The organism is Pseudooceanicola algae (genome assembly GCF_003590145.2).
Classification (GTDB): Bacteria; Pseudomonadota; Alphaproteobacteria; order Rhodobacterales; family Rhodobacteraceae; genus Pseudooceanicola; species Pseudooceanicola algae.
This window is the reverse complement of the sequence record NZ_CP060436.1, coordinates 1,111,526-1,133,192: the sequence shown is the minus strand read 5'-3', so window position 1 is coordinate 1,133,192 and position 21,667 is coordinate 1,111,526. Positions and strand designations below refer to the sequence as shown.

General features: G+C 61.0%; 19 protein-coding genes, 2 tRNA genes and 1 pseudogene. 13 read left to right on the top strand and 9 right to left on the bottom strand.

Features of this window, described 5'->3' with window-relative positions; translation table 11 throughout:
• Window positions 1–154: 154 nt before the first annotated feature.
• The 3 genes from gpt to fabI are packed head-to-tail and all read right to left on the bottom strand — an operon-like array spanning window position 155 to window position 1,651.
• Window positions 155–661 (bottom strand): xanthine phosphoribosyltransferase, encoded by a 507-nt coding sequence (gene gpt, locus PSAL_RS05350; RefSeq protein WP_119840216.1) that lies wholly within the window; start codon window positions 659–661, stop codon window positions 155–157.
• Between the two features lie 11 nt (window positions 662–672).
• Entirely contained in the window at window positions 673–837 is a 165-nt protein-coding gene (locus PSAL_RS05345; RefSeq protein ID WP_196222841.1) for a hypothetical protein, read from the bottom strand.
• A gap of 7 nt (window positions 838–844) precedes the next feature.
• Window positions 845–1,651 (bottom strand): enoyl-ACP reductase FabI, encoded by an 807-nt coding sequence (fabI, locus tag PSAL_RS05340; RefSeq protein WP_119840215.1) that lies wholly within the window; start codon window positions 1,649–1,651, stop codon window positions 845–847.
• A 248-nt stretch (window positions 1,652–1,899) separates the two neighbouring features.
• Here fabI and pdxH point away from each other — a divergent pair, with 248 nt between their 5' ends.
• The 6 genes from pdxH (at window position 1,900) to PSAL_RS05310 (ending at window position 8,938) form a co-directional block, all read left to right on the top strand.
• Window positions 1,900–2,505, top strand: a complete 606-nt coding sequence (gene pdxH, locus PSAL_RS05335) for a pyridoxamine 5'-phosphate oxidase (RefSeq protein ID WP_119840214.1) — start codon at window positions 1,900–1,902, stop codon at window positions 2,503–2,505.
• 135 nt (window positions 2,506–2,640) lie between these two features.
• The gene (locus tag PSAL_RS05330; RefSeq protein ID WP_119840213.1) at window positions 2,641–3,138 is read left to right on the top strand and encodes a cold-shock protein; all 498 of its coding nucleotides are present in this window, start codon (window positions 2,641–2,643) and stop codon (window positions 3,136–3,138) included.
• 60 nt (window positions 3,139–3,198) lie between these two features.
• Window positions 3,199–3,762, top strand: coding sequence for a DUF192 domain-containing protein (locus PSAL_RS05325; RefSeq protein WP_231388623.1), 564 nt, complete (start codon window positions 3,199–3,201; stop codon window positions 3,760–3,762).
• A gap of 107 nt (window positions 3,763–3,869) precedes the next feature.
• A tRNA-Pro gene (locus tag PSAL_RS05320) sits at window positions 3,870–3,946 on the top strand.
• Window positions 3,947–4,156: 210 nt separating this feature from the next.
• Window positions 4,157–4,711: a cytochrome b gene (locus PSAL_RS05315; RefSeq protein ID WP_119840212.1), complete on the top strand. Its 555-nt coding sequence runs from the start codon at window positions 4,157–4,159 to the stop codon at window positions 4,709–4,711.
• A gap of 582 nt (window positions 4,712–5,293) precedes the next feature.
• Entirely contained in the window at window positions 5,294–8,938 is a 3,645-nt protein-coding gene (locus PSAL_RS05310; protein ID WP_119840211.1) for a vitamin B12-dependent ribonucleotide reductase, read from the top strand.
• Window positions 8,939–9,052: 114 nt separating this feature from the next.
• On the opposite strand, the gene PSAL_RS05305 is transcribed toward PSAL_RS05310, so the two are convergent.
• Together PSAL_RS05305 and PSAL_RS05300 are read right to left on the bottom strand one after the other, a co-directional pair.
• On the bottom strand, window positions 9,053–9,526 hold the full coding sequence (locus PSAL_RS05305) for a disulfide bond formation protein B (RefSeq protein WP_119840210.1): 474 nt from the start codon (window positions 9,524–9,526) through the stop codon (window positions 9,053–9,055).
• Window positions 9,523–10,101 (bottom strand): YqaA family protein, encoded by a 579-nt coding sequence (locus PSAL_RS05300; protein WP_119840209.1) that lies wholly within the window; start codon window positions 10,099–10,101, stop codon window positions 9,523–9,525. The genes PSAL_RS05305 and PSAL_RS05300 overlap by 4 nt, the downstream gene beginning before the upstream one ends.
• A gap of 314 nt (window positions 10,102–10,415) precedes the next feature.
• On the opposite strand from PSAL_RS05300, the gene PSAL_RS05295 reads away from it, so the two are divergent.
• A tRNA-Leu gene (locus PSAL_RS05295) sits at window positions 10,416–10,501 on the top strand.
• 83 nt (window positions 10,502–10,584) lie between these two features.
• On the opposite strand, the gene PSAL_RS05290 is transcribed toward PSAL_RS05295, so the two are convergent.
• Complete coding sequence (locus PSAL_RS05290) at window positions 10,585–11,322, bottom strand: site-specific integrase (protein WP_147407652.1); 738 nt, start codon at window positions 11,320–11,322, stop codon at window positions 10,585–10,587.
• Between the two features lie 659 nt (window positions 11,323–11,981).
• Window positions 11,982–13,043 carry a LacI family DNA-binding transcriptional regulator gene (locus tag PSAL_RS05285; protein ID WP_196941903.1) on the bottom strand — a complete coding sequence of 354 codons (1,062 nt, stop codon included), beginning with the start codon at window positions 13,041–13,043 and terminating at the stop codon, window positions 11,982–11,984.
• A gap of 195 nt (window positions 13,044–13,238) precedes the next feature.
• On the opposite strand from PSAL_RS05285, the gene PSAL_RS05280 reads away from it, so the two are divergent.
• The 4 genes from PSAL_RS05280 to PSAL_RS05265 all read left to right on the top strand — a co-directional run bounded on the left by PSAL_RS05280 (window position 13,239) and on the right by PSAL_RS05265 (window position 17,871).
• Window positions 13,239–14,072, top strand: a complete 834-nt coding sequence (locus PSAL_RS05280) for an ABC transporter substrate-binding protein (RefSeq protein WP_119840205.1) — start codon at window positions 13,239–13,241, stop codon at window positions 14,070–14,072.
• 102 nt (window positions 14,073–14,174) lie between these two features.
• Entirely contained in the window at window positions 14,175–15,686 is a 1,512-nt protein-coding gene (locus PSAL_RS19340; RefSeq protein WP_119840204.1) for an amino acid ABC transporter permease/ATP-binding protein, read from the top strand.
• Window positions 15,687–15,709: 23 nt separating this feature from the next.
• Window positions 15,710–16,738: a Gfo/Idh/MocA family protein gene (locus tag PSAL_RS05270; RefSeq protein WP_119840203.1), complete on the top strand. Its 1,029-nt coding sequence runs from the start codon at window positions 15,710–15,712 to the stop codon at window positions 16,736–16,738.
• On the top strand, window positions 16,735–17,871 hold the full coding sequence (locus tag PSAL_RS05265) for an NAD(P)/FAD-dependent oxidoreductase (protein WP_119840202.1): 1,137 nt from the start codon (window positions 16,735–16,737) through the stop codon (window positions 17,869–17,871). Before PSAL_RS05270 ends, PSAL_RS05265 begins: the two co-directional genes overlap by 4 nt.
• Window positions 17,872–17,943: 72 nt before the next feature.
• Here the strand turns inward: PSAL_RS05265 and gloA2 are convergent, their stop codons facing one another.
• Entirely contained in the window at window positions 17,944–18,333 is a 390-nt protein-coding gene (gloA2, locus tag PSAL_RS05260) for an SMU1112c/YaeR family gloxylase I-like metalloprotein (protein ID WP_119840201.1), read from the bottom strand.
• A 364-nt stretch (window positions 18,334–18,697) separates the two neighbouring features.
• On the opposite strand from gloA2, the pseudogene PSAL_RS05255 reads away from it, so the two are divergent.
• Window positions 18,698–18,976, top strand: a pseudogene (locus tag PSAL_RS05255) (integrase core domain-containing protein); the annotation flags it as partial.
• 292 nt (window positions 18,977–19,268) lie between these two features.
• On the opposite strand, the gene PSAL_RS05250 reads toward PSAL_RS05255, so the two are convergent.
• Window positions 19,269–20,480, bottom strand: a complete 1,212-nt coding sequence (locus tag PSAL_RS05250; protein ID WP_119840200.1) for a GAF domain-containing sensor histidine kinase — start codon at window positions 20,478–20,480, stop codon at window positions 19,269–19,271.
• A 349-nt stretch (window positions 20,481–20,829) separates the two neighbouring features.
• On the opposite strand from PSAL_RS05250, the gene PSAL_RS05245 reads away from it, so the two are divergent.
• Window positions 20,830–21,666: an alpha/beta fold hydrolase gene (locus PSAL_RS05245; protein ID WP_119840199.1), complete on the top strand. Its 837-nt coding sequence runs from the start codon at window positions 20,830–20,832 to the stop codon at window positions 21,664–21,666.
• The last annotated feature ends 1 nt before the right edge of the window (window position 21,667 follow it).

The following is a 21,667-nucleotide window of genomic DNA, read 5'->3' as shown; positions in this document are numbered from 1 at the left end:
CGCCCAAAGGAAAAGCGCCCGATGGGCCCGGCGCGCGCCCCTGATCAATCCGACGGCAAAAGGCCCGCAGCAAGTCACCACGGGCCTTCATCCTGTCAAAAATACTCCGGGGAGTCTCCGGCACGGAGACGGGGCAGAGCCCCCCGCGCCGGGATCAGTCCTTGCCGCGATAGGGCTCGACGTATTGCAGGGCCATGTCCCAGGGGAAAAAGATCCAGGTGTCCTGGCTGACCTCGGTGATAAAGGTCTCGACCTGCGGGCGGCCGCTCGGCTTGGCATAGACGGTGGCGAAATGCGCCTTGGGATAAAGCGACCGGACCAGTTCCAGCGTCTTGCCGGTATCGACCAGGTCGTCGATGACCAGAATGCCGGTGCCATCGCCCATCATCTCGGCGTCCGGGGCTTTCAGCACATGGGCCTGAGCCTGGCTCTGGTGGTCATAGCTTTTCACCGAAATCGTGTCGACGGTGCGAATGTCCAGCTCGCGCGCGACGATCATCGCCGGGGCCATGCCGCCGCGGGTGATGGCGACCACGGCCTTCCAGCCGCCGGTCTCCTTGGGGCCATGGCCGTCCAGCCGCCAGGCCAATGCGCGGGCGTCGCGGTGCAGCTGGTCCCAGGAAACATGGAAGCCCTTTTCATGGGGAAGGCGGTCGGTCATGGTCTGATCCTTCAGGTCGTGGCGATCTTGAGGCCGAGGGCAGCAAGCCCGGCGCCCAGCACGCGGTCGATCGGTGTCTTGAGGCGGGTATAGCAGGCCCGCGCCCGTGAAAGCGAGAAAAGCCGCGCCAACATCATGTTCCAGGCGGCCTCGCTGACGAAGACCACGGCCAGCAAGGCGCGCTCAGCTCTTGTCGATATCGGGGGCGTCGACTGCCTTCATCCCGACGATGTGATACCCCGAGTCCACATGCAGGTTCTCGCCCGTCACGCCCGACCCGAGGTCGGACAGCAGGTAGAGCGCGGATTTACCCACGTCCTCGATGGTCACGTTGCGCCGCAGCGGCGAGTTCAGTTCGTTCCACTTCAGGATATAGCGGAAATCACCGATGCCGCTGGCCGCCAGTGTCTTGATCGGGCCGGCCGAGATCGCGTTGACGCGGATACCGTCCTTGCCCAGATCCTCGGCCATGTATTTCACGCTGGCTTCCAGCGCGGCCTTGGCGACGCCCATGACGTTGTAATGCGGCATCACCTGTTCGGCGCCGTAGTAGGTCAGCGTCAGCATCGAGCCACCGGCGGGCATCATCTTTTCGGCCCGTTGCGCCACGGCGGTAAAGCTGTAGACGGACACATCCATAGTCATGGCAAAGTTGCCGCGACTGGTGTCGACATAGCGGCCGCGCAGTTCCGATTTGTCGGAAAACCCGATGGCATGAACGATAAAGTCGATCTGGCCCCAATCGGCCTTCAGCGAATCGAAGGCCGCGTCGATCGAGGCTTCGTCCGACACATCGCAATCATACAACTTGGTGACCCCAAGCTGATCGGCCAGTGGCACGACCCGCTTCTTGAACTGGTCACCCATGTAGGTGAAGGCCAGTTCGGCCCCGGCATCGGCCAACGCCTTTGCGATGCCCCAGGCAATGGATTTGTCATTGGCCAGGCCCATGATCAGGCCACGTTTGCCTGCCATCAGAGTATTTGCCATCCGCTCTCAGCCTCTCTGGTTTTCGGACCTGTGTCCTTCGGTTCACTTCCTTTAGGCGATAGGTCGGGGTGCTTCAAGTCTGACAGGCCCGCCGCCGGGCGCGCGGGGCAGGCGGCAGGTCATGGGGCAGGGGGGCAGGGCCTTGCCATCCTCGGGGCAGGGCGGGATACCAAGGGGCAACATCCCCGCCTTTCGGGCTCGATTTTTCACATCATCCGGAAGGCACCTTGCAGAAGGAAGATCAGCCCATGTCCGACCGCAGCGGCATCTTTGCCGGAGACAATCCTTTCGCCATCGCCCGCAGTTGGCTGGCCGAGGCCACCGAGGCCGAGATCAACGATCCCAATGCCATTGCCCTGGCGACGGTGGACGGCGACGGTCTGCCCAATGTCCGCATGGTATTGCTGAAGGATATCCTGGAGGACGGCTTCGTCTTCTATACCAACTACGAAAGCGTAAAGGGGCAGGAGTTGGACCTGGCCGGCAAGGCGGCCTTCGTGATGCACTGGAAATCCCTGCGCCGTCAGGTCCGGGTGCGCGGACCGATCACCCGGTTCGAGGGGCCCGAGGCGGATGCCTATTTCGAATCGCGTTCGCTGAAATCCCGGCTTGGCGCCTGGGCCTCGCGCCAGTCCAGGCCGCTGGAATCCCGCAACGCCCTGCTGGCCGAGGTCGCCCGCGTCACCGCCAGCAAGGGGACCAATCCGCCCCGACCCCCGTTCTGGGGTGGCTACCACATTGCCCCGACCGAGATCGAATTCTGGGCCGATGGCGCCTTTCGACTACATGATCGGTACCGCTGGAGCAGGGAAACGCAGGATGATTCATGGTTTGTTAACCGTCTCAACCCCTGACTCGGACGTGCTGCACGGATCGACGCGAATCGAACCCGGCAGGTCATGTGATACTGTCGGTGTCTTCGCGGTGCGGAGGCTGGCAGCGACGAGTTGAGGTGCCAGTTGAGCGAATTAGGTGAAAACACGCGTCAGATGGAAGGCCATGTGAAATGGTTCGATCCGGCCCGTGGCTTTGGTTTTGTCCTGTCAGAGGACGGTGGTCCCGATATCCTGCTGCATGCGAATGTGCTGCGGAACTACGGCCAGAACTCGGTGGGTGAAGGCGCGCTGATAGAGATCATCGTCCAGAAATCCGACCGGGGCCAGCAGGCGGTCGAGATCATCCGCATCGCCCCGCCCGAAGGCCATGGCGTTCAGGTCCTCGACGATTTCGAAGCGCTGGACGGTGAGGCCCTTCAGGACGCGCCGCTGGTGGCGGCACGGGTCAAATGGTTCGACAAGGGCAAGGGCTTCGGTTTTGCAAATGTGTTTGGACGTCCCGAAGATGTCTTTATACACGTCGAGGTACTGCGGGCCTCGGGCCTTGCGGATCTGGACCCCGGAGAGGCGATCGCCCTGCGGGTGATCGACGGCAAACGGGGTCGTATGGCGGCCGAAATCCGTGCCTGGGACGCCCCGCCAGATCCCTGATCCGATGGCCTGAATCCGCGGTTCGGCGGGCAGGCCACGACGTGAGGGAAAGGCAAGAAGATGTATCAATTCAAACCCATGCCGTCTCCGGCTGCGCCCTTGATTGCGGCGCTGCGCGGACTGGCCTTCGGGGTGGTGGCGCTGATCCTGATGCCGCAGGGGGCCGACGCGCAAGAGCAATGCCGCGACGACCGGGTCGAGATCCGCTCGGAAAACGGTGTGTCGCGGTTCCGGGTCGAACTGGCCCAGACACCGCAGGAACGCGCCACCGGGTTGATGCACCGCGACAGCATGGCGACCGGCGCGGGCATGTTCTTTATCTTTCAGGCACCTCATAGCGCCAGTTTCTGGATGCATGACACGCTGATCCCGCTGGATATCCTGTTCATCGACCCGACCGGGCGGGTGAACGTGATCCAGACCGGCCAGCCGCTGGATGACACCAGCCTGCCGGGCGGGCCGAACGTCCAGTATGTGCTGGAGATCAACGGCGGTCTGTCCGACCGGATGGGAATCGCGCCCGGGGATGTGCTGCGCCATCCGGCCTTGGACCCCACGTTGGCCGCCTGGCCCTGTGCCGAGGCGCCCGCCGACGCGGACGATGCGGCCCCCGCCAAGGAGTAATTCGGCGATTTCGACCCTGCCAGACGGGGGCATTGCAAAATCGCGTCGGTCAAGGCTGCGAAACGGCTTTTCAAAGCTGGTTCTACCGGCTAGAGAGGCGCACGGTTCGGGGCGTAGCGCAGCCTGGTAGCGCATCTGTTTTGGGAACAGAGGGTCGGGAGTTCGAATCTCTCCGCCCCGACCACGTATTTCGATCTTCTCGCCGGCCAGGCGACAGGCCTTGGCATCGCGCCGATGGGGCGCGTCCCCTTTCCGGCGGCAAAGCGCCGTGCGCAGATCCTCGGCATACTCCCGCTCCGCTCCTTGCCAAGTCACGACCGTTTGAGCCGCCAACGCGTTGCGCATGCCGCGGGCTTCGGGCAGGGGTGCAACGGTTGCAACAAGGGAGGCCGGAATGGCAGGACACCGACAGATCGGCTGGTCCGACAATGCAGAGGCTTATGGCCGTGTCACGCGTCTGCTGCATTGGGGGCTGGCGGGATTGCTGGTCTGGCAATGGCTTGGCATGGGCACCAAAGTCCTGCTCGGGCGCAACGCGGTTTCCGGGTTCTTCGTCGGCCTGCATGCGCCGGTCGGCACGTTGATTTTCTGTCTGGTGCTGATCCGCATCCTCTGGACATTGGCCAGCCGCAACGACCGGCCCGCGCATGCGCCGGGTCTCGTGGGGCAAGCGGCCAAGGCGGGGCATGGGCTGCTCTATCTGCTGATGCTTCTGGTGCCGAGCCTCGCCCTGCTGCGCGCCTTCGGGTCAGATCGACCCTTTGCGCCCTTTGGCCTGTTGCTGCATTCAGGGCGCGAAACGGAACTGGCCTGGATGGTCGCCCCGGCCAATCTGGCGCATGGCTATCTGGCCTGGGCGTTGCTGGTGCTGGTCACCGGCCATATCGCCTTTGCGATCTATCACCAGGTCGTTTTGAAGGACGGCACCCTGAACCGCATGGCCGGCTGAAACCGGGCGCTGTGGAGGAGGCCGATTCTTCTCTTCCGCCGCGCAGATGCGCCTTTCATGCGCAAACCCTGGGGCCGATTCTGTCCCGGCGCGGCGTTCAGGCCCGGTATTCACGACACTCTCCGCTTTTTTCCGCCGGTTGCCCCCTGTGGGGCAATCGCTGGATAACCCTTGCGCGATCGGCAAAACTTCACCCGCTGCCTGAACCGCGCGGTGAAATCACCTGTAAGGAAAGAGCTTTTTCCGACCCGGTCCCGAGACAGGTTTTATCCCCAGAATCGCGGCCTTTGGGGATAAGCCGGGTCAACTCGGAAAATGAGAATTATTTCTAACGACGACAATTGACGCGATAGGTCCCCGTACCGCAGATTGGGTAGGCAGCGCGGAATACCCACCATATATAGTGGGGCCGGCAGATTGATGACAGGGTTGGACGGGATCTTCGCAGGGGGTTCCAAGGGGCCGCGACCAGCGGCTGGCGCATCCTGTTCTCTGATGCCGGGTGGATCGCTGCAAAGCTATCGGCGGTCCGGCCGGAAGAGCCGGGACGCGTCTTTGAAAATCTTGTCGAAGAGGCCAGGCATGAAGATCGAGCGCAAGTTCACCACCGCGGGCAAGGATGCCTATGACAGCGTAGATTTCCGCACAACGGTGTCGGAAATCCGCAACCCGGACGGCACCATCGTCTTCCGGCTGGATGAACTGGAAGTGCCGGTCACCTGGAGCCAGGTCGCCAGCGATGTCATCGCGCAGAAGTATTTCCGCAAGGCCGGCGTGCCGAGCGCGGTTAAGAAGGTGCGCGAAAAGGACGTTCCGGAATTCCTTTGGCGGTCGGTCCCGGCCGAGGGCGCGACCCTGGGCGGTGAGACTTCTTCCAAGCAGGTCTTCGACCGGCTGGCGGGTGCCTGGACCTATTGGGGCTGGAAGGGTGGCTATTTCAGCAGCGAAGCCGATGCCCAGGCCTATTTCGACGAAATGCGGTTCATGCTGGCAACGCAGAAGGCCGCGCCGAATAGCCCGCAATGGTTCAACACCGGGCTGCACTGGGCCTATGGTATCGACGGTCCGGGGCAGGGCCACTACTATGTCGACCACAAGAGCGGCAAGCTGACCAAATCGAAATCCGCCTATGAACATCCCCAGCCCCACGCCTGCTTTATCCAGTCGGTGAAGGACGACCTGGTCGGGGACGGCGGGATCATGGATCTCTGGGTGCGCGAAGCGCGGCTGTTTAAGTACGGCTCGGGCACCGGCACTAACTTCAGCTCGCTTCGTGCGGCCAATGAATCCCTCTCGGGCGGTGGCAAGTCGAGCGGCCTCATGGGCTTTCTCAAGATCGGCGACCGGGCGGCGGGCGCGATCAAGTCGGGCGGCACCACGCGGCGCGCGGCCAAGATGGTCATCGTCGATGCGGATCACCCCGATGTGCAGGAATACATCAACTGGAAGGTGAAGGAGGAACAGAAGGTCGCCTCCATCGTCGCCGGCTCCAAGATGCACGAGCAGAAGCTGAACGCGATCTTCGGCGCTATCCGTCAATGGGACGGCAGCAGCGAAGATGCGGTCGATCCGGCCAGGAACCCCGCCCTGAAGACCGCGATCCGGGACAGCAAGAAGACCGCGATCCCCGAGACCTATATCAAGCGCGTGCTGGACTACGCCAAGCAGGGCTATTCCAGCATCGAATTCCCCACTTATGACACCGATTGGGATTCCGAAGCCTACGCCAGTGTCTCGGGCCAGAATTCCAACAACTCGGTCCGGGTCACCGATGCCTTCCTGAAGGCCGTCAAGGATGATGCGGATTGGGAGCTGATCCGGCGTACCGATGGATCCGTCGCCAAGACGATCCGGGCGCGCGACCTGTGGGAAGACATCGGCCATGCGGCCTGGGCCTGTGCCGATCCCGGCATCCAGTACCACGACACGGTCAACGCCTGGCATACCTGCCCTGAAGATGGCGCGATCCGGGGTAGCAACCCTTGCTCGGAATACATGTTCCTTGACGATACCGCCTGTAACCTGGCCTCGATGAACCTGCTGACCTTCCTTGCCGACGACGAATTCCAGGTCGAGGATTACATGCATGCGACGCGTCTGTGGACGCTGACGCTGGAGATTTCGGTCACCATGGCGCAGTTCCCCAGCAAGGAGATCGCGCAGCTTTCCTATGATTTCCGCACGCTTGGCCTTGGCTATGCCAACATCGGCGGGCTGCTGATGAACATGGGCTTCGGTTATGACAGCGACGAGGGCCGCGCCATGGGTGCCGCGCTGACTGCAATCATGACCGGCGTCGCCTATGCCACCTCGGCCGAGATCGCCGGAGAGCTCGGCGCTTTTGCCGGGTACAAGCGCAACGCCAAGCATATGCTGCGGGTCATGCGCAATCACCGCAACGCGGCCTATGGCGCCGTGGACGGCTACGAAGACCTGGCCGTAAAGCCGGTGCCGCTGGACATGGTGAACTGCCCCGATGCCCGCCTGCCGCAGATCGCCATGGCCAGCTGGGACGAGGCGGTGCGCCTTGGTGAACGCCACGGCTATCGCAACGCCCAGACCAGCGTCATCGCACCCACCGGCACCATCGGCCTGGTGATGGATTGCGACACAACCGGGATCGAGCCCGATTTCGCGCTGGTGAAGTTCAAGAAACTGGCCGGGGGTGGCTATTTCAAGATCATCAACCGCTCGGTTCCGGCGGCACTGGAAAAGCTCGGATACGGCTCGGCCCAGATCGAGGAAATGATCGCCTATGCGGTCGGCCATGGCTCCCTGGGCAATTGCCCGGCGATCAACCACAGCTCCCTTGTCGGGCATGGCTTCGGCCCGCGCGAGCTGGAGAAGGTCGATGCGGCGCTGGCCTCGGCCTTCGACATCCGATTCGTCTTCAACCAATGGACCATCGGCGAGGCCTTCTGCCGCGAAACCCTTGGCATCCCGGCGGAAAAGCTGAACGATCCGGGCTTTGACCTGCTGCGTCACCTCGGCTTCTCCAAGGCCGATATCGATGCCGCCAACGACCATGTCTGCGGGACCATGACCCTGGAAGGCGCGCCCTTCCTGAAGGACAAGCACCTGAGCGTCTTCGATTGCGCCAATGCCTGCGGCAAGAAGGGCAAGCGGTATCTTTCGGTGAACAGCCACATCACCATGATGGCTGCCGCGCAAAGCTTTATCTCCGGCGCGATCAGCAAGACGATCAACATGCCCAACGACGCCACGATCGAGGACTGCAAGGCCGCCTACGAGCTGTCCTGGTCCCTCGGCATCAAGGCCAATGCGCTCTATCGCGACGGTTCCAAGCTAAGCCAACCGCTGGCCAGCGCGCTGGTCGAGGACGACGACGAGGCGGCCGAGATCCTTGAAACAGGCTCGGCCCAGGAAAAGGCCGCCGTCCTGGCAGAGAAGATCGTCGAGAAGGTGGTCATCAAGGAGGTCGCGCGCGGCCGCGAGAAGATGCCTGAACGGCGCAAGGGGTATACCCAGAAGGCCATCGTCGGCGGTCACAAGGTCTATCTGCGAACCGGCGAATACGAAGGCGGCGCGCTTGGCGAGATCTTCATCGACATGCACAAGGAAGGCGCCGGTTTCCGGGCGATGATGAACAACTTCGCCATCGCGGTGTCGGTCGGGCTTCAATACGGCGTGCCGCTGGAAGAATTCGTCGACGCCTTCACCTTCACCAAGTTCGAACCGGCGGGCATGGTGCAGGGCAACGACAGCATCAAGAACGCGACCTCGATCCTTGACTACATCTTCCGGGAACTGGCGGTCAGCTACCTCGATCGCACCGACCTGGCGCATGTGAAGCCGCAGGGCGCGACCTTCGATGATCTGGGACGCGGCGAAGAGGAAGGCCTGTCCAACGTCAAGGAACTTTCTGAAGGAACGGCGAGCAAGTCGTTGGAAGTGCTCAAGCAAATCTCTTCGACCGGCTATCTTCGCAAGCGGCTGCCGCAGGAGCTGATGGTGCTGAACGGCGGCCTGAACGGTGGCTTCGGCGGTGCGGGTATGGCAACGCAGGCGGTTACGGCCAGCGTGGCCACGGCCAGTGTCAGCACGGCGGCAATCGGTTCGGGCGCCACGGGCATGGACGCGCGCGTCAAGGCCAAGATGCAGGGCTACGAAGGCGAGGCTTGCGGCGAATGCGGCAATTACACGCTGGTGCGCAACGGCACCTGCATGAAGTGCAATACCTGCGGCGGAACATCCGGCTGTAGCTGAACGGCATAAAAAACGGGACAGTGACCTGGGTCGCCCTTTGGGGCGGCCCATTTTTCATGCGGTCCACTCGGGGTTGTCCGGGCGGTAAATGCGCCCGGACCCTTCGACCCCGGATCAGGCCTTCAGCGTCAGCGCGCGCAGCCAGATCAGCATCAGAAATACCGAGATGACCGCATTCCAGCTTGCCATCGACAGCCCGAGCATCGACCAGGCGACCTCGTCACAGCGGGTCAGGGGGGCGTTCATGATCTGGTTGAACAGCGCATCGGCGTCCAGCGCGCCGGGGCTGGCGGATGTGCAGGTCGTCGGCCCTTCGAAGATCCCGCGTTCGACCCCCGTATGGTAGAACCCGATCCAGGCGGTGATCCCCGCGGCCAGCGCCCCGAAGGCCGCCAGCCAGCGCCGACCGGTGGCCAGTGCGGCCAGCCCGATCAGCACCGCCGCAAGGTGCGGATAGCGCTGCAGGTAGCACAGGTGGCAGGGCGCCAGACCGGCGATGAACTGGAAGGCCAGCGCCCCCAGAAGCATTGCGGCAGAGCCGAGCGTTGCGATCAGGACGACCGGCCGGAAAGTCAGTCGAATGGTCATAGGAACTTGACCAGGAAAAAGCCTCCGATCAGGACGACGCAGAACAGGGTCATGACCAGACCCAGCCGCTTTTCGATGAAGTCGCGGATAGGTTCGCCGAATTTCCACAGCAGGCCGGCGATGATGAAGAACCGCAAACCCCGCGCAATGATCGAAGTGACAATGAAGGTCCCCAGCGGCATGGCCGTCCAGCCCGACATGATCGTGATGACCTTGTAGGGGAAGGGTGTGACCCCGGCGATCAGCACCGCCCAGAAGCCCGCATCGTTGAACTTGCCGTTGAATTCGGCCATGGAATCGGCCTTGCCGAGATGCTCCAGGATCGGCTGACCGATGCTGTCGAAAGCGAAATAGCCGATGCCGTAGCCCAACATCCCGCCGGCGACCGACGCCGCCATGGCCACCCCGGCAATCAGAAACGCGCGATGCGGCGCGGCAATGATCATCGGGATCATGAGAAGATCGGGCGGAATCGGAAAGAACGAACTTTCGACGAAGGCGACCAGCGCGAGCGCCCAGAGAGCATGGCGGCTGTCGGCCATGCGGATGGTCCAGTCATAAAGGGATTTCAGCAATGTTCTGGTGATCCTGTTACGCCCCGGCGGGGCTGTCCTAATTACTTTCAAAGAGCATGCGCCAGTGCAGTGGTCAACCAGTGAGCCTGCAGGCCGCGCTCCGTCAGGGCCTTCACGCCGTCTCGTGCCATGTCCTTGGCCGGTTTGGCTGTCCCTTGGGGGTACCGGAGCGCCTGCTTGATGCGCTGGATCCGAAGGGGACCGAAGCGGCGAAACGGCGCGGCAATTTCCTGCGCATTCCTCTGGACGTCGGCGTCTCTGCCGGGTAAATCAGGTCCCTGACTGACGGCGCGGCCCAATTCGCGTTGCTTCAGGCCCAAGTGGCGGAATGGTAGACGCAGGGGATTCAAAATCCCCCGACTTAACGGTCTTGTCGGTTCGAGTCCGACCTTGGGTACCATTGATTTTGAAGTGTTTTCTTGCATATCGGATACTCGCGTTAGTTTCTGGAAATAGGATGCAGCCCACAGGCTGAGCCCGCCTTCACGTTCCGTTCTTGTTCTGGTCTCCAAGATTCTGGGCGCTTTTCGAAAGCAGCTTCTTGCTGGCCTTCGCTCGATAGAAGGCAACCATCTGTGCTGACTGCCCGGTGACCGCTTGGATTTGCGCGTCGCCGTATTCCGCCTCGGCAAGTTGCACGATAGCCAGCTTGCGCAGCCCGTGGAGAGAGTAGGGGGCCGCGTTCTCGCCGAGGGTGTCCCGCCACTTGCGGAACTGCCTTTCAACCGCGTCATAGCCCTTTGCCTGCGTCAGGTTCTTGGCCAGAAGGTGCTGGCCGGAGATCGGCAGGCCAGCGACGAAAGCGGCTGAGCGGGGCGGACAGAATACCTCATAGGACTCGTCGCCTTTCTCATCCCGGACCGTCATCCACTCGCCGTCAAACTGGTCGCGCCTCATGGTGATCGCGGCGTTCGGGCGCTGCCCAGTACCAAGGATCAACTCGGACGTGATCCGCACATCAAGCGGCGCTGTTTCTAGGGCCTGAACCATCCACTCGGGCCAAGCGGGCAACTCACGCTGCGGACCAAACAAGGTGATTTCGGATGCAGGATTGTCGCCCAGGGGCCAGTCCAGCGTTTTCCTACCGTAGTTCCAAAGCATGCGGATGCCCTGAATTGTGTGATCCGCTTTGCGGGGAGTGTCTGCCAGCTTGCTTTGGATCTGCCGGACGTGCTGGCGCGTGGTCTTTCGCACATCTTTGTCGCCATTCTTCTCAAGCAAACCGAACAGAGCGCGGCGAGAGAGCCGGTACCTTCGATCGACACAACGGGGCGGGAAGTGTGAATTCGCTGCAAGGCAACGGGGGCAACCTGTGTTCACCAAAGCAGACCTTCGATTGAAGCGGTCGAACCCGGCATATCGCTTGCTTTGGCTGAATAGCCCCGTGTATCGTGGACGCCTTCTTAGCTAAATTTGAAGCAAGGAGGCCATGATGGGCGGCACCACGGGGCTGTGCCTGATCCCCGAGGGCATGGGGGCGAGGCGGCAATGCTGGCGGACATGCGCGCGGGCCGAGCGGTCGGGGCTGACGCTGCGGCTGGATCAGGCCTTGGCGATGTGCCCGAGGCGATCAGCCCCGGCGCCGAGCCGCCGCACTACGGCGTGCGGCTGAGTTTTCCCGACCCAATTTGTTAGATCACGGCCAAGGGATTGGAGGCCCCGCTAGACCAGAAAGCATCCCAGATCTGGTCGATCTGGGAGCGGATGGTACCTGCGAGCTTGTGGGTTTGCCTGTCCTTGGTTCCACCCCTTGAGATTTTATGGGGCTGTCGGATTCAATTAGTTATGCTCTTGAGCAAAAGTAGCGGGCGCTTCCGAACGGAAGGTGGTCTAAGCGAGCAAGTTAGGTGGCATGAAAGCGCGACAGATCCGGGTCAGAGTCATAGCGGTGCCGGGCCGATTGTGCCTCTGTCGATCAGGGGCGTGGGGATCAGGAGGCGTTGCGGCTCTGTCGTGTCGCCTTTCAGTCGACGGATGAGACGCTCAGCTGCGCGTTGGCCAAAGAGATATGTGGGCTGGTCCACCACGGAAATTTGCGGAGAGGTCACGCGCGTCCAGTCGGCATCGAACCAAGACACGAGTGACATGTCGCGCGGCAGCCTCACGCCGCGATTGGTCAGGGCGCGGAACAAGCGCGCGCCGACCAGACTGTCGGAGGCCAAAAGGGCCGTGATGCGCGGGCTTTGCGCCAGAACCTTGTCAACGATCCTGGCCGTTGCGGCGTCGTCGGTCGCATTGGTGAAGACCATCTGCCGAGGGGTGGGGGCCCCGGCCTGGTCAGACGCGGCAAGAAAACCCTCGATCCGTTCCCGCACCGCGGAAATTCCGACGTCTTCGGGGGCAGAAAGACGGCCCGAGCGAGAGGTCATCGCCGTCACATAGGCAACATGGAGATGTCCGGCCCCTTGCAGGTGCTGGAGCACCGAAATGGCACTGGCACGATCGTCGCCACAAACTGCATCGGCGGGCAGATCGGGAGACCAGCGGTCCAACGTGACAACCGGCACCCCCGAGGTGATCGCGCTTTTCAGGTGATCAAGCTGGCGTGCATCGGTCGGAGCCACGATCAGCCCTGCAACGCGCTGGCGCAGCAGAACCGAGACCATCTCGCGCTCCTCCGTGATTTGTTCGCTGGAGTTGCTGATGATCACGTTCAGCCCGGCAGCACGGGCGGTGTCGCTGATGCCGCGTACGGCAAGGCTGAAGAAGGCGTTCTCGATATCGCCGACGACAACGCCGATCAGTCCGCTGCGCCCTGTGCTCATCGAGCGGGCGAGGTCATTGGGCTGATACCCGAGCCTTTCGGCAGCTTCCAACACCGCCTTGCGGGCCGTTTCGCTGGCCAGACCATACCCGCCAAGCACGCGGGCGGCAGTGGCTTTCGACACGTTCGCAGCACTGGCCACATCCGCCACGGTCAGACGGCTCTTCTTTGTGCTCATGTCCACCACTTCATTTTCTTCGGTCGAGAATCTTTATCAACGTCATTGACGCGGATCAAAAGATACATGATCTATGTAGATAGTGATACCGGTATCACCGGTTGTGACACCGGTATCATAAATAAAAACGGCTCAGATTTGCACGAAGCAGTTAGCGCTGCGCGGCACCTACTGACCAACAGCGGAGAACGACCCATGTCCCAGACCATTCGAAACCAGACTATCCTGTCCCGCCTAGCCACACCTCTTGCGGCGGTGGTGATGGCCATGACCCTGACCAGCCCGGCGCAGGCAGAGGACAACCCCTACAACCTGATTGATCCTGCGAGCGTCAGCGTCGGATCGCTGGGTGACGCAAAGCCTTATGCCTTCACCACAGCTGCCGGCGAATTCACCGGGTTCGACGTGGAATTCCTGCGCAATATTCTGGGGCGCATCGGGTTCGATCCTGAGCAGATCCTGTTCACCGGTCAGGAATTCGCGGCCCTGCTGCCCTCGGTCGCCAATGGCCGTTTCGACATCGCCGCCGCGGCCATCGGCATCACCGAAAAGCGCGAGGAAGTCGTGGATTTCAGCGATGGTTATCTGGCAGGCTATCTGTCGGTGCTGTCAGGCGAGGATGCCGTGACGGACGATCCGGCAAGCTTGGCGGGCAAACGGCTTGGCGTGGTGCAGGGCACCTTGCAGGAAATGTACGCCCGCAAGACCTTCACCGACACGGATATCGTACAGTTCCCTGACAACAACACCGGTGTTGCGGCGCTGAACAACGGCACGATCGACGCGCATTTCCTGGATTATGAAGCGGCCAAGACCTATGGCGAGCGCTACGATCTTGCCATCAAGGTCAACATTCCCTCCTTCGATGCACCTGCAGGTTTTGCGGTCAAGCCGGGCAACGATGCCCTGCGCGAGGCGCTGAATACGGCGATGCATGAGGCGATGGAGGATGGCACCTGGCGCGACCTTTATCAGAAATGGTTCCCCGGTTCGCCCATGCCGAAGCAGTACCTGCCGACAACCAACTGATCCCGTCGCCAGATGTCGGCTGCCGGGCTCTGCGCCCGGCAGCCGCTCTGCCCAGTTCAAACTCCGCGGTGCCCGTCAGGGACCGCAACGGGAGATCCCCATATGTGGTTGGAAAACCTGCAACGGACGTTCCTTGACTGGGACGCCATGGCCGAAATTCTGCCGATCATGATCGCGACCGGCCTCAAGAACACGCTGATTCTCGCTTTCGCCTCGACCGTACTCGGCGTCTTCCTTGGGCTTGTCCTGGCGGTGATGGGCATTTCGCGCACCCTCTGGCTGCGTCTGCCTGCGCGCGTTTATACCGACATCTTTCGCGGCCTGCCCGCCATCGTCACCATTTTGCTGATCGGGCAGGGCTTTGCCGGCATTGGCCGCGAGCTGTTCGGCCCTTCGCCCTATCCACTGGGGATCCTCGCGCTCAGCCTGATCGCGGGCGCCTATATGGGCGAGATCTTCCGCGCCGGGATTCAGAGCGTGCCCGGTGGCCAGATGGAGGCCTGCCGCGCGCTGTCGATGAGCTACGGGCAGGGCATGCGCCTGATCGTGGTGCCGCAGGGCATCCGCCGGATGCTGCCGGCAATGGTCAACCAGTTCATCTCGAACGTCAAAGACTCGAGCCTGATCTATTTCCTGGGCCTGCTGGCGTCGGAGCGTGAGATCTTTCGTGTCGGTCAGGATGCGGCCGTTGTGACCGGAAATCTGTCGCCGCTATTGCTGGCGGGGATCTTCTATCTGGTGATCACAGTCCCGCTCACCCATCTGGTCAACCATATCGACCATCGTTTGCGCACAGGCAAACGCCTGACGAACCTGCAGCCCATGAGCGGACTGCAACAGGTCGACGAGTTGAAATCGGCGCCCCGCGACAGCGAGACCACGCCCTTCAATGGCGGCAGCCTGTCCATCGAGGGGCTGCGGCTGAGCTATGGTCAGATGGAGGTCCTGCGCGGCATTGACCTGAGTGTCCCCAAGGGCTCGGTCACTTGTATCATCGGGCCGTCCGGATCGGGCAAGTCGACCTTGCTGCGCAGCCTGAACCGGCTGGTTGAGATGAATGCGGGCACGGTGCTGTTGGACGGCGTTGATATTGCCACCATGAAGCCCGAAAAACTGCGCTCGAAGGTCGGTATGGTGTTTCAGCACTTCAACCTGTTCCCTGATCATACGGCACGCGACAATATCATGTTGTCCTTGACGAAAATCAAAGGGGTGCGCCGTGGAAAAGCCCGCGCCATCGCCGACGCGCGTCTGGCCGATGTCGGGCTGCAGGGGCGCGGCGATCACCGCCCGGCCAATTTGTCAGGTGGTCAGCAGCAGCGCGTTGCCATCGCCCGTGCTCTGGCGATGGACCCCGAAGTGGTGCTGTTCGACGAGGTGACAAGCGCGCTCGATCCCGAGTTGGTCAAGGGGGTGCTGGATCTGATGGCGGATCTCGGACGGCGCGGGATGACCATGGTTGTGGTGACCCACGAGATGGGCTTTGCCCGTCAGGTCGCTGACCAGATCGTATTCATGGATGAGGGCAAGATTGTCGAGTCTGGCACGCCGGAACAGATGTTCACCGCGCCCAGGACCGACCGGCTGAAGAAATTCTTCGCCGAGGTCCTCTGATCAAAATGAGTGAGGAAAGTCAGATGAGACCACTTCGCTGGGGCATACTCAGCACCGCGGGCATAGCGCAGAAGGAAATGTTGCCTGCGCTGCAGGCTGCATCGGACTGCAAGATCGGGGCCATTGCGTCGCGCGATCTGGCGCGCGCTGAAACCGTGGCGAAACGGTTTGGCGCGCAGGCCTATGGTAGCTACGCCGCGCTGCTCGACGCCCCCGATATCGACGCCATTTACAATCCGCTGCCGAACCATCTGCATGTGCCTTTGACGCTGCAGGCCCTGGCGGCGGGCAAGCATGTGCTGTGTGAAAAGCCTCTGGCGCTGAGCCTTGCCGAAGCACAGCAGGTCTGTGTGGAGGCAAAGCGTGCCGGGCGCGTGGTGGTCGAGGCCTTCATGACCCGGCATCATCCGCAGTGGCACCGTGCCAAGGCGCTGATTGCCGAGGGACGAATAGGTCGGGTTAGAGGCGTTCAGGCGTTGTTCAGCTATTGCAATACCGACCCCGGAAATGTCCGCAATCAGGCCGGTATCGGCGGCGGCGGGCTTTTCGATATCGGCTGCTATGCGATTGACGCTGCGCGCTTCTTTTTCGATGCCGAACCGGAGGCGGTGGCCTGCACGATGGATCGCGATCCGGTGTTTGACACCGACCGGATGACCACGGGCGCGGCGCGCTTTGCCGGTGGCGGGCAGCTTGGTTTCATGGTCGCCACGCAATCGACCCTGGCACAAAAGCTGACCGTGCTCGGCACCGAGGGCTATCTGGAGCTTGATGCGCCGTTCAACTGTCCGCCGGATCACGTCGCACAGCTCGTGCTGGACAGCGGAGCGGACCTTCTCGGGCAGGGACGCGAGATCCTCAGCATCCCCGCGACCAACCAGTACCAGGCGCAGGCCGAAGCCTTTGTCCGCGCCATTGCCAGCCCCATGCCGCAATCCATGACCGATATCCTCGGCAATGCGGCGGCTCTGGAAGCCATGACCCGCGCCGCCGCCAGCGGCCTCTGGGAGCATATTCATCCCGATCAGGGACAAGCAGGAGACGAGAAATGATAAGCCCTTCACTTTCCATCAAGACAGCCGTCGTCATCGGCGGAGGGATCTTCGGTGTGTCCACTGCCGCGCAACTGACGCGTATGGGCGTCTCGGTCACATTGCTCAACGATGGGCCACTGGCCAATGGGGCTTCGGGGCGCTCGCTGGCCTGGCTGAATTCGGCGCGCCGACGCTCACTGCCCTATCATCAGCTGCGTCAGGCCGGGCTGGATCGCTATCGGGTGCTGGCTGACCGCTTTCCGTCGGTCGACTGGCTGAGCTTCGGCGGCGGTCTGACATGGGACGCAGAGGATGACAGCAATGAAATCGACGACGTCTATCGCTATGAACGTGAGCTCGGCTATCAGGCTGAATTGCTTTCGGGGGCCGAGGTGTCGGATAGTATCCCGGGCGTGGAGGGCAGCGCGGTGACGCAGGCTGGTGCCATCCTCAACCGCAACGAAGGCTGGGTCGACCTGCCGTCGCTGATCCGAATCTTGGCGGACGAACTTGTCGGTGCCGGTGGGGTGATCGTGACCGATGCCGATAGGGCAGAACCCATCGTACGCGACGGTCGCGCCTGTGGGGCCAGCACTCAGGACGGTCGCGCATTCCATGCGGACGTGGTTCTCATGGCCACGGGTCCGGATGTGCCTGCGATGTCTGCTGCGCAAGGGATCACGATCGGCGACGACACTCCGATCGCCCTGCTGGTGGAAACCGAACCTGCTCCGCATCCTTTGCGCACGGTCCTGAACACGCCGCGTGTCGCCATTCGGCCAACGCCAAACGGGGCCTTTTACCTCGATTCAGGCTGGTCGGAAGAGGAGGTGATCCTACACCCTGATGGCCGCTTTGAGGCGCCGGCATCCACGGTGCAGGGTTTGATCGATGAAGCATTGAAGGTGATGTCCCCGAAACCGGACCTGACGGTGAAGGCGGTCCATCTGGGGCCAAAGCCGATCCCCGGCGATGGTGAGCCGGTCTTTGGAGAGCTGCAGAGGCTGCCGGGCTGCTTCGTGGCTTTTTCCCATAGTGGCGCCACTCTTGGCTTGATCGCAGGTGAGCTTCTGGCTGAGGAAATGGCGCTCGGGGTGCGCCACCCCTTGTTCGAGGGCTTCCGCCCGGAGCGTTTCGCGCTCCCCGCATAAGTTACAACAGGCTGCAGCGGATTCCACTGCAGCCTGACCTTAAGCGCAGGGTTGTGAAAGGTGGAGTAGCGCTCAGATCTCGTACAACTCCAGTGGTAGGCCATCCGGATCGGAAAAAAAAGTAAATCGACGCTTAGTAAAGGGATCTGTGCGTATCTGTTCGACAGTAATTCCATTTAACGTCAGATGCTCTTTCGTAGCCTCGATATCATCGACTTCAAAGGCGACATGTCGGAGCCCCGTTGCTTCTGGAAAGCTGGGACGGGCAGGGGGCGCAGGGAAAGAAAACAGTTCGATCTGCCCCCCTCCTGGCAGAGCAAGATCTAATTTGTAGGAAGAGCGATCGGCTCGGTAGTTCTCTGCGACTATCTCGAGGCCCAGCACTTCGGTATAGAAACTACGGGATATTGCGTAATCGCTGCAGATTACAGCCACGTGGTGGATTTTCTTGAGAAAGGTCAACGGTCCGTTCCTTGTGGTCAAATGATTTGGTGTTTGATCACTAAAATTACAAATAGCGAAAATCGAGCGTACTTATTACTAAGTTTGGGGCTTAACTGTGCCATCCTGAAAGGTGATAAGGCAATTTCCTGAAAAACTCTGGCTTAAGTTTGTGCGAGTCTTTCATCGCCTGCAAGGGTGTCTTGAATAGCCCCGCGTTTCTTAGATGCCCTCGTGCCTCAGTTTTTGCTGCTGCTCAGAGTCGATGTGAACCGCGCCGGGTTTGCCGGAGGCTCCAACTCCTGAGTAGGATGGAGCATCATGAGCAAGACGACGAACAAGTTTTCCCCCGAAGTGCGCGAGCGTGCGGTGCGGCTGGTCCTCGACAATGAGGCTCGGCGAGGCGGGCATCGAACCTTCCGTCGGCAGCGTCGGCGATAGTTACGACAACGCCCTGGCGGAGACGATCAACGGCCTGTTCAAGGCCGAGGTCATCCACCGTCGCGGGCCGTGGCGCAACTTCGAGGCCGTCGAATATGCCACCCTCGAATGGGTCGACTGGTTCAACAACCGCCGCCTGCTCGAGCCGATCGGGAACATCCCGCCGGCAGAAGCAGAGGCAAACTTCTACGCCGCTCTGGAAACTGAAGACATGGCCGCGTAACTAACCGAAATCAGCCTCCGGCAAACTCGGGGCGGTTCAGGTTGACCAGACGCTTTGGCCTGGAGCGCAGCGAACGGCAGCTCCGAGCCCTCTTTGCCGATCCTCTGCGATGCAGATAATGTCTGGTACCACATAAGAGCCAAAGAAATTCAACATCTACCTGAGTTTTGAACGGGTTTTTGACGGGGCACGACAGGCCATTTTCCAGCAGTGCCAAAAACGAGTAGTTGGATTACAAGGGGGCATTTCGCGTAACTACGAAATTTGTGCTTATAGTGATGGTGCCGAAAGGCTATTTATCTGCGGTTCTACTTGGTGGATTAGGCATCCGGAAGGTAAATACGGTTTCGACATCATTCGACGCCACTGTCAGCGTTCCACCGTGTCCCTTCGCGATTTCCATAGCGATGAACAACCCAAGCCCAAGCCCCTCGCGGTTGGGGCGGTTGCTTGTGCGCTCGAATGGCATGAACATAGTCGGAAGGAGATCCTCGGGTATCGCGTCACCGCTGTTGGCTACTGTCAGGACGAAGTCACCATCGACAAGTCGGGCTGCAACCTCAATGGGTCTTCCTGAAGCTCCGTGGGTGACTGCATTTCCCAAAAGGTTGGAAAATAACTGAGATATGCGTGCGACATCGCAGAGTACCGGAGTTGGCAACTCAATGGTCATTTTGATCGGTTGCTCCGGCGTTATGGTCTGAAGCTCGGTTGAAATCTGCGACAAAGCTTCCCCCAAATCCTCGGCGTGGCTTAGCTCAATGACGATCCCGCCGCCGCTGCGTTTACGTGCCTGATCTAGAAGGTTTTCGATCAAAAGCCCCATACGATTGACAGAGGCGCGCATGAAACCAACAAGCTCAACCGTTGCAGCGTCAATATTCCGACGCTCTACCATTCGCAGTCCCGAGGCCAGCGCACTGATAGGGTTGCGCAGATCATGTGCCAAAATGGCAATGAACTGTTCTTGGACCTCGGCAAGGTTTCGCTCACGCAACAGGGCCCCCTTGCTATCAGCAAGGATCTCATCGGCATCCAAGACTTCTCCGATCATCTTGGAGAACAGACGAAACATTCCCAAGACCCGCTCATCTGTAAGCTTGTGAGGTTGGGGATCGATGGCGCAGAGTGTGCCAAAGAACGATCCGTCCGCGCGTCGGATCGGAACGGAGATATAGCCACGGAAACCGTAGCGGGCGGGGCAGTGATGGTTGACGTAGACCGGATCGCTGTTCACATCATCGATCACGATCTCCCGATCATATTGCCGGACTTCGTGACAGAGCGTGCTCTCGATATCAAGTTCATCGCCCGGCACTAAACCGAACGAGATAGTGTCAACAGCTCTGCATGTCACCCAGCGAGCTTCAGTCACACGTGCCACAGCTGCAAAACCCATGCCAGTCGCAAGCACGATCGTTTCAAGTAATGTCGGAATAACTGTGCTGCGCCCAATCGCGTCGATATCGTCCTGAAAATCGTGGGTCTTAGGAGAAGTATTCATTCAGCAGCGTCTCGTTACCTTAGAGCCCTTAGCGCCTTTCCAAGAACCTACGTCATATTTCCCCCAGTGTCATTTTGAACCTGTCCCGCTTTCATGCCGTCCCAAGTGCTCGTTTAAGCCGCCATCCGTACTCGGGAAGTTTCAGCATCGATGGGCGAGGGTGCTTCCCAGGCTGCCGGCCGGCGTTTCCGACAAAAGTGGTCAAGGCGCAGAGCACGAGGGTAAATGATCCATCTTGTTCGCATTTCCCTTTGCGCCGGGTTCGGGGGCGCCGTGGCGGCACCCGGTTGGAACGAAGCCGGCATGCTTGCGTTGGTCCTTCGAATGCACACAAGGACAGGAGCAGTCCATGAACAGCCAGACCGCACACGTCAATGGAATCGAAATGCGTTGGGAGGAAACCGGATCAGGGGATCCGATTATCCTGGTCCACGGGATCCCGACTTGCCCGTCTCTGTGGCGCGATGTGATGCCCCTGATAAAGGGTCACCGCGTGATTGCCTGGGAAATGCCGGGCTACGGGGCCTCAATCCCGCAGGGCGAGGGCCGCGATATTTCGCTCGCCAAGCAGGCCGATTATCTTCTTGAATGGATGAAGAGCCAGAAGATCGAGCGCGCCATCCTTGCCGGGCATGACCTTGGCGGGGGCGTGGTTCAGATCGCAGCTGTCCGCCAGCCGCAGATGGTGAGCGGGCTCTTTCTGACCAATGCGGTCTGTTACGATTCCTGGCCTGTACCACTGGTCAGTGCCGTGGCGAAGGCGGGCTCGGTTCTGAAACACGCGCCGGACGGCTCGCTTCATGGATTGCTCAAGATGATCTTCTCCAAGGGCCATGAAACGGACGCCGCGGCGCAGGCATCTCTTGATACGCACGCACCGCATTATGACGAAAACGGCGGCGCGGAGGCCTTTGTTCGCCAAGCACAATCGCTGAACGTCGAGGACACCACCTCTATCTCCGACCAGCTGCCGTCGCTCGACATACCTTCGCGTGTTGTCTGGGGCACAGCGGATGAGTTTCAGGAGTTGAAATACGGTGAACGTCTTGCGGCCGACCTGCGGGCACCGCTGAAGCGCATCGAAGGTGGCAAGCATTTCACACCTGAAGACCATCCCGAGGTTATTGCCGCTGAAATCAACGCCCTTGGGCAGGACGTCAAAGCCGCTTCGGTCGCGGTCGGGTGAA

Excerpts from the sequence above, each read along its gene's own strand:
- PSAL_RS05330 (WP_119840213.1), top strand. The coding sequence starts at position 2,641 with ATGGAAGGCCATGTGAAATGGTTCGATCCGGCCCGTGGCTTTGGTTTT.
- gpt (WP_119840216.1), bottom strand. The coding sequence starts at position 661 with ATGACCGACCGCCTTCCCCATGAAAAGGGCTTCCATGTTTCCTGGGAC.
- PSAL_RS05325 (WP_231388623.1), top strand. The coding sequence starts at position 3,199 with ATGTATCAATTCAAACCCATGCCGTCTCCGGCTGCGCCCTTGATTGCG.
- PSAL_RS05285 (WP_196941903.1), bottom strand. The coding sequence starts at position 13,043 with ATGAGCACAAAGAAGAGCCGTCTGACCGTGGCGGATGTGGCCAGTGCT.
- PSAL_RS05305 (WP_119840210.1), bottom strand. The coding sequence starts at position 9,526 with ATGACCATTCGACTGACTTTCCGGCCGGTCGTCCTGATCGCAACGCTC.
- PSAL_RS05315 (WP_119840212.1), top strand. The coding sequence starts at position 4,157 with ATGGCAGGACACCGACAGATCGGCTGGTCCGACAATGCAGAGGCTTAT.
- PSAL_RS05310 (WP_119840211.1), top strand. The coding sequence starts at position 5,294 with ATGAAGATCGAGCGCAAGTTCACCACCGCGGGCAAGGATGCCTATGAC.
- pdxH (WP_119840214.1), top strand. The coding sequence starts at position 1,900 with ATGTCCGACCGCAGCGGCATCTTTGCCGGAGACAATCCTTTCGCCATC.
- PSAL_RS05245 (WP_119840199.1), top strand. The coding sequence starts at position 20,830 with ATGAACAGCCAGACCGCACACGTCAATGGAATCGAAATGCGTTGGGAG.
- PSAL_RS19340 (WP_119840204.1), top strand. The coding sequence starts at position 14,175 with ATGTGGTTGGAAAACCTGCAACGGACGTTCCTTGACTGGGACGCCATG.
- PSAL_RS05280 (WP_119840205.1), top strand. The coding sequence starts at position 13,239 with ATGTCCCAGACCATTCGAAACCAGACTATCCTGTCCCGCCTAGCCACA.
- PSAL_RS05265 (WP_119840202.1), top strand. The coding sequence starts at position 16,735 with ATGATAAGCCCTTCACTTTCCATCAAGACAGCCGTCGTCATCGGCGGA.
- PSAL_RS05250 (WP_119840200.1), bottom strand. The coding sequence starts at position 20,480 with ATGAATACTTCTCCTAAGACCCACGATTTTCAGGACGATATCGACGCG.
- PSAL_RS05270 (WP_119840203.1), top strand. The coding sequence starts at position 15,710 with ATGAGACCACTTCGCTGGGGCATACTCAGCACCGCGGGCATAGCGCAG.
- fabI (WP_119840215.1), bottom strand. The coding sequence starts at position 1,651 with ATGGCAAATACTCTGATGGCAGGCAAACGTGGCCTGATCATGGGCCTG.